Below are 4,854 nucleotides of genomic sequence, written 5' to 3'. Positions count from 1 at the left end.
GTTGACACGGTGTCCGGGGTGGGGGCGTCTGCTTGACGCTGCGTCGATTGTGGGCGTGTGGTGCCGGGCGACATGCTGCGGTCATGCCACTCACACCGAGGACGTCCCCGCTCTCCCGTAGGACCATGCTGCGCGCGCTCGGTGGCGGGGCGCTGCTGGGCGGGCTCGCCGGGTGCGGGGTGCCCGCGGCCTACGTGGCCCCCGGTGACCGGGCCGTGGCCGATCGCTCCGCCATCGACAAGCGGCTGACCTGGGCGAACTGGCCGCTCTACATCGACACGGACGACGACGACTCGACGCGGCGGCCCACGCTGGACGCCTTCCGGAAGCAGACCGGCACAGCCGTCGACTACGTCGAGGAGATCAACGACAACGACGAGTTCTTCGGCAAGATCAGCCCCGCGCTGATGAACCACCAGCAGACCGGCCGCGACCTCATCGTCATGAGCGACTGGATGTGCGCCCGGTTCGTGCGGCTCGGCTGGGTCCAGGAGATGGACCGGGCGAGGCAGCCGAACGTCACCGAGTACCTGGACCCGCTGCTGCGTTCACCCGCCTTCGACCCGGGCCGCCGGTACACCGTGCCGTGGCAGTCGGGGATCACCGGCATCGCGTACGACCGCAAGAAGCTCGGCCGCGAGATCCGGCAGGTGAAGGACCTCTGGGCGAGCGACCTCAAGGGCCGGGTCACCCTCCTCTCCGGACTCGACGAGGCCTTCGCGCTGCTGATGCAGGGGAACGGCGTCGACATCACCAGGTGGACCGCGGCCGACTTCCACGAGGTCTGCGACCAGGTCGAGCGGCGCGTCAGGGACGGCCACATCCGTCGCTTCACCGGCAACGACTACACCAAGGACCTCGTCACCGGTGACGTCCTGGCCTGCCAGGCCTACTCCGGGGACGTGATCCAGCTCCAGGCCGACAACCCCGACATCCGCTTCGTCGTCCCCGAGGAGGGCGCGGAGCTCTGGTCGGACTCCCTGATGATCCCCGACCGCGCCCTGCACAAGAGCAACGCGGAGCGCCTGATCGACCACTACTACGACCCCGGGGTCGCCGCGGAGCTCGCCGCCTGGGTGAACTACGTCTGCCCCGTGCCCGCCGCCCGGGAGATCCTGGCCGCGTCGAAGGACGAGGACACCGCCGCCCTCGCCGAGAACCCCCTGATCTTCCCGGACGCCGGCATGCGCGAACGGCTGCTGATCGCCCGGGACATCACCTCCGGGGAGCGCGCGGAGTACGCGAAGCGGTGGAACGCGATCGTGGGGTTGTGAGCGCCGGGCCGGGTGAGGTGAGGGTGAAGGCGGCGGGGGATGGGGGCCCAAGTGCCCTGCCCTTGCCGCCGTGTGTGGAGCCGTGCGGGGGGTATCCGCGTCGGACCCGCAACCGCCGGGGCGCCGGCGGCCCACCAGAAGGAGAGGTACCCGCATGTCCGCGTCCCTCGTCGAAACGGTCGACATCGAGGCTCCCGTGGCTGTCGCCTGGGCTCTGTGGAGCGACGTGAGTCGGTGGCCGGCCTTTCTGAGCCACGTACGCCTGGTGGAGAGGATGGACGAGCGCCGCTTCGCCTGGCAGCTGCAACTGCCCGGCGCCGACAAGAACTTCGTCGCCGAGCTCACCGAGGTCGTCCCCGAGGACCGCATCGCCTGGCGCACCGTGGAGGGGGTCCACCACGCCGGCGTGGTCACCTTCCACCGGCTCGGCGAGACCTCGTGCCGGGTGACCCTGCAGATCGAGTACGACCCGCAGGGCTTCGTCGAGCACCTCGGCGCGCTGACCAACCTGGACTCGGCGCTCGCCAACTACGACCTCGGGGAGTTCCAGAAGCTGGCCGAGACGGCGGCGGCGTCCTGACGCGGACCCCGCCCGGGAATGTTTTGAACATGTTCAATTCCAGGCGTACGCTGCTGCCATGAGCGACAGAGCCGCCCAACTCAGGGGCATCCGCGCATGGCTGGCCTTCTTCGTCGTCTGCCTGGTGCTCAGCGGCGCCACGGCCTTCCCGCTGGTCCACGAACTGCGCTGGACCGAGGACCTGTTGCGGCACCTCCCCGCGCCGGACGCGCTGTCGGACTGGATCACCCGCGTCCGGCGCGGGCTCGACACCGCCGACAGCGACTACCCCTTCCTCCTCTACGGCACGGACTGGCTGGCCTTCGCCCACCTGGTCATCGCGGTCGCCTTCTACGGCCCCTACCGCGATCCGGTCCGCAACGTCTGGGTCGTCGAGTTCGGGATGATCGCCTGCGCCGGGATCATCCCGCTCGCCCTGATCTGCGGTCCGATCCGGGGCATCCCGTTCTGGTGGAGCGTGCTCGACATGGCGTTCGGCGTCCTCGGGGTGCTCCCGTTGTACGCCGTCAGGCGGAGGATCAAGCGACTGGAGGCGCTCGCCCCGTACGCCTCCGCGCCGGACGCCCCGGCCGTGCCGGCCACTTGAACACCGCCGTGCCCGCTGCTTGCGCGCCGCCACTCGCTACTTGAGCGCCGCCGCGATGATCCGGGTGACGACCGGGTTCGCGTCCTCGCTCTTCGCGTCGGTCGAGTTGACCGAGTAGACGAGGGTGCGGCTCAGGTCGCGGGTGGCGGCGATGGCCGAGTTGTAGCCGTACCGGCCACCGGACTTGACCCAGTAGACCTTGCCCCCGGACTCGAAGCGCTGGAGGCCGCCCGCCCCGTAACTCGCGCCGGTGATGTCGGAAGGGACCGCGAACACCTCCTTCATCTGAGGCCCCGGGACGATCCGGCCCCGGAGGAGTCCGGTCAGCAGCCGCTCCAGGTCCGCGGTCGTGGAGATCATGTCGCCGGCCGCGAACCGGTCCGCCTGGTTCCACTCCGTGACGTCCAGGAACCCGGTCGTCCCGTCGGCCTTCCGCACCGCCTGGTAGCCCCGGTTGTGCGGGCCGAGGATGCGCGGGTCGGTGCCGGGGAAGTACGTGTCCCGCATCCCGGCCGGCGTGAGCACCAGCCGGCCGGCCTCGGAGGCGTACGACCGTCCGGTCACCCTCTCGATCAGCAGACCGAGGAACGTGTAGTTGATGTTCAGGTAGTGCTGCCGCCTCCCCGGGCAGAACTCCGGTTCCTTGGCACCCGCGGACGCGGCGACCCGCTCGGGGGCGAGTGTGTCGAAGCGGTGGGCGTACACCTCCTCGAAGGTGGTGCCGAGACCGTCGCCCGCCGGGATGCCGCTGGTGTGGTCGAGGAGGTGCCGCACGGTCACCGCCCGGAACCGCCCGCCGAGGAGACCGGGCAGGTAGTGCTGGACCGGCGTGCCCAGGTCGATCCGTCCCTCGGCCACCAGCCGCAGTACGGCCGCCGCCGTGACCACCTTCGTCGTCGAACCGGCCCGGAAGCGCGCGTGCGGGTCGGCGGGCCGCCCGCTCTCCAGGTCGCGCACGCCCGAGCTGCCGTGCCAGCGGCCGTGCGTGCCGCCGACCCGGACCAGGGCCGCGGTGGCGTTCTCGTCGGGGAGCCCCGCGAGCGCCGCGCGCAGCGCCCTGGCGTCCGGTGCGCGGGTGTCGTGCGCCGCGGCGAACGCGGACGTGGCCGGCAGTCCGGTCATCAGGGGTGCGGTGAGGGCGCCGGCGAGCAGGCTTCTGCGACGGATGTCACGCATGGGTGGGCTCCTGGGGATGTGGGACGTGTGTGATCATCCTGCGGGGCCGGGGAGACGGCGGAATCGTCGGCGAGAAGGGGTCGGCCCCTGGTGGAGCCCGGAGCAACCAAGCCTCTACGTAAGGGAGTTGTAGGGGGAGGCCCCCTAGGGGCGAAAAAGTGTTATCGCGGAGTCCTTCACTCCGTCTCCACTCACGGACACGCACGGAGGGGGCACCGGCCGGAAAGGACCACGTGGACACGCGGCAGTGGCGCGACACCATCGCGGCGGCGCAGGACGGCGACCGGCGGGCGCTGGACGACCTCGTCGAGGGCTGGCTGCCGCTGGTGTACAACATCGTGGGCCGCGCCCTGAACGGGCACGCGGACGTCGACGACGTCGTCCAGGAGACCATGCTGAGGGCCGTCGGCAACCTCGGCAGTCTGCGCGACCCGGACAGCTTCCGGTCCTGGCTGGTCGCCATCGCCATGCGTCAGATCCGCGACCGGGCCCGCCGCAGGACCGCCGCCCCGCTGGACGAGTCGGCCGCGCACGGGGCCGCCGACTTCGCCGAACTCACCGTCCTGCGGCTTCAGTTGGAGGGCCAGCGGCGCGAGGTCGCGGAGGCCGTGCGCTGGCTCGACGACGAGGACCGGCAACTGCTGTCGCTGTGGTGGCTGGAGGTCGCGGGCGAGCTCACCCGGCGCGAGCTGGCCGCCGCCGTCGGCATCAGCCGGCAGCACGCCGCCGTGCGCGTCCAGCGGATGAAGGAACGGCTGGAGACCTCCCGCGGTATCGTCCGCGCCCTCGACGGTGCCTGCCCCGGCCTGCGCGAGGTGACCGCCCGCTGGAACGGCCGCCCCGACTCGGTCTGGCGCAAGCGGCTCGCCCGGCACATCCGCGGCTGCGGCTACTGCGCGGACGCCCGCGAGTCCGTCGTACCGGCGGAACGGCTGCTGGCCGGGATCGCGCTGGTGCCCCTCCCGCTCGGGTTCGCCCTCTCGCTGGCCCTCGGCGGCAAGTCGGCCGCGGCCGCCGGTGCCACGGTCGCGTCCGTGAGCTGGTCCGCCAAGGTGATGAGCGCGCTCACCCAGCCCGTCGTCGCGGCCACCGCGGGGGCGACGATCGTCGCGGGCGGCGCGTACGTCGTCACGCAGACCCCGGACACCCCGCCGCCGCGGGTGGCGCTCACGCCCACCGCGGCGAGCACCTATCGGGCACGGTCCGTCGCGCCCACCCCGCCGAGCTCACCGTCGCCG

At 71.8% G+C, this 4,854-nt stretch carries 5 protein-coding genes; 4 read left to right on the top strand and 1 reads right to left on the bottom strand.

Annotation, left to right across the window (positions count from 1 at the left end; translation table 11 throughout):
• The first annotated feature begins 83 nt into the window (after positions 1-83).
• From EHS43_RS37575 to EHS43_RS37565, 3 genes are all read left to right on the top strand, one after another.
• A complete protein-coding gene (locus EHS43_RS37575; RefSeq protein WP_125195103.1) occupies positions 84-1,274 on the top strand; it encodes a spermidine/putrescine ABC transporter substrate-binding protein in 1,191 nt (396 codons plus the stop codon).
• Positions 1,275-1,428: 154 nt separating this feature from the next.
• On the top strand, positions 1,429-1,854 hold the full coding sequence (locus EHS43_RS37570; RefSeq protein ID WP_125195102.1) for an SRPBCC family protein: 426 nt from the start codon (positions 1,429-1,431) through the stop codon (positions 1,852-1,854).
• A 58-nt stretch (positions 1,855-1,912) separates the two neighbouring features.
• Positions 1,913-2,440: a hypothetical protein gene (locus EHS43_RS37565; protein ID WP_125195101.1), complete on the top strand. Its 528-nt coding sequence runs from the start codon at positions 1,913-1,915 to the stop codon at positions 2,438-2,440.
• A 36-nt stretch (positions 2,441-2,476) separates the two neighbouring features.
• On the opposite strand, the gene EHS43_RS37560 is transcribed toward EHS43_RS37565, so the two are convergent.
• Positions 2,477-3,616, bottom strand: coding sequence for a serine hydrolase (locus EHS43_RS37560; protein WP_125195100.1), 1,140 nt, complete (start codon positions 3,614-3,616; stop codon positions 2,477-2,479).
• A 233-nt stretch (positions 3,617-3,849) separates the two neighbouring features.
• Here EHS43_RS37560 and EHS43_RS37555 point away from each other — a divergent pair.
• Positions 3,850-4,854, top strand: a 1,005-nt coding sequence (locus EHS43_RS37555; protein ID WP_148104191.1) for an RNA polymerase sigma factor, incomplete at its 3' end; no start/stop codon positions are given.

The organism is Streptomyces sp. RP5T, from assembly GCF_003933965.1.
Lineage (GTDB): Bacteria > Actinomycetota > Actinomycetes > Streptomycetales > Streptomycetaceae > Streptomyces.
The sequence above is the reverse complement of the archived record's forward strand: the minus strand, read 5'-3'. Positions and strand labels throughout refer to the sequence as shown.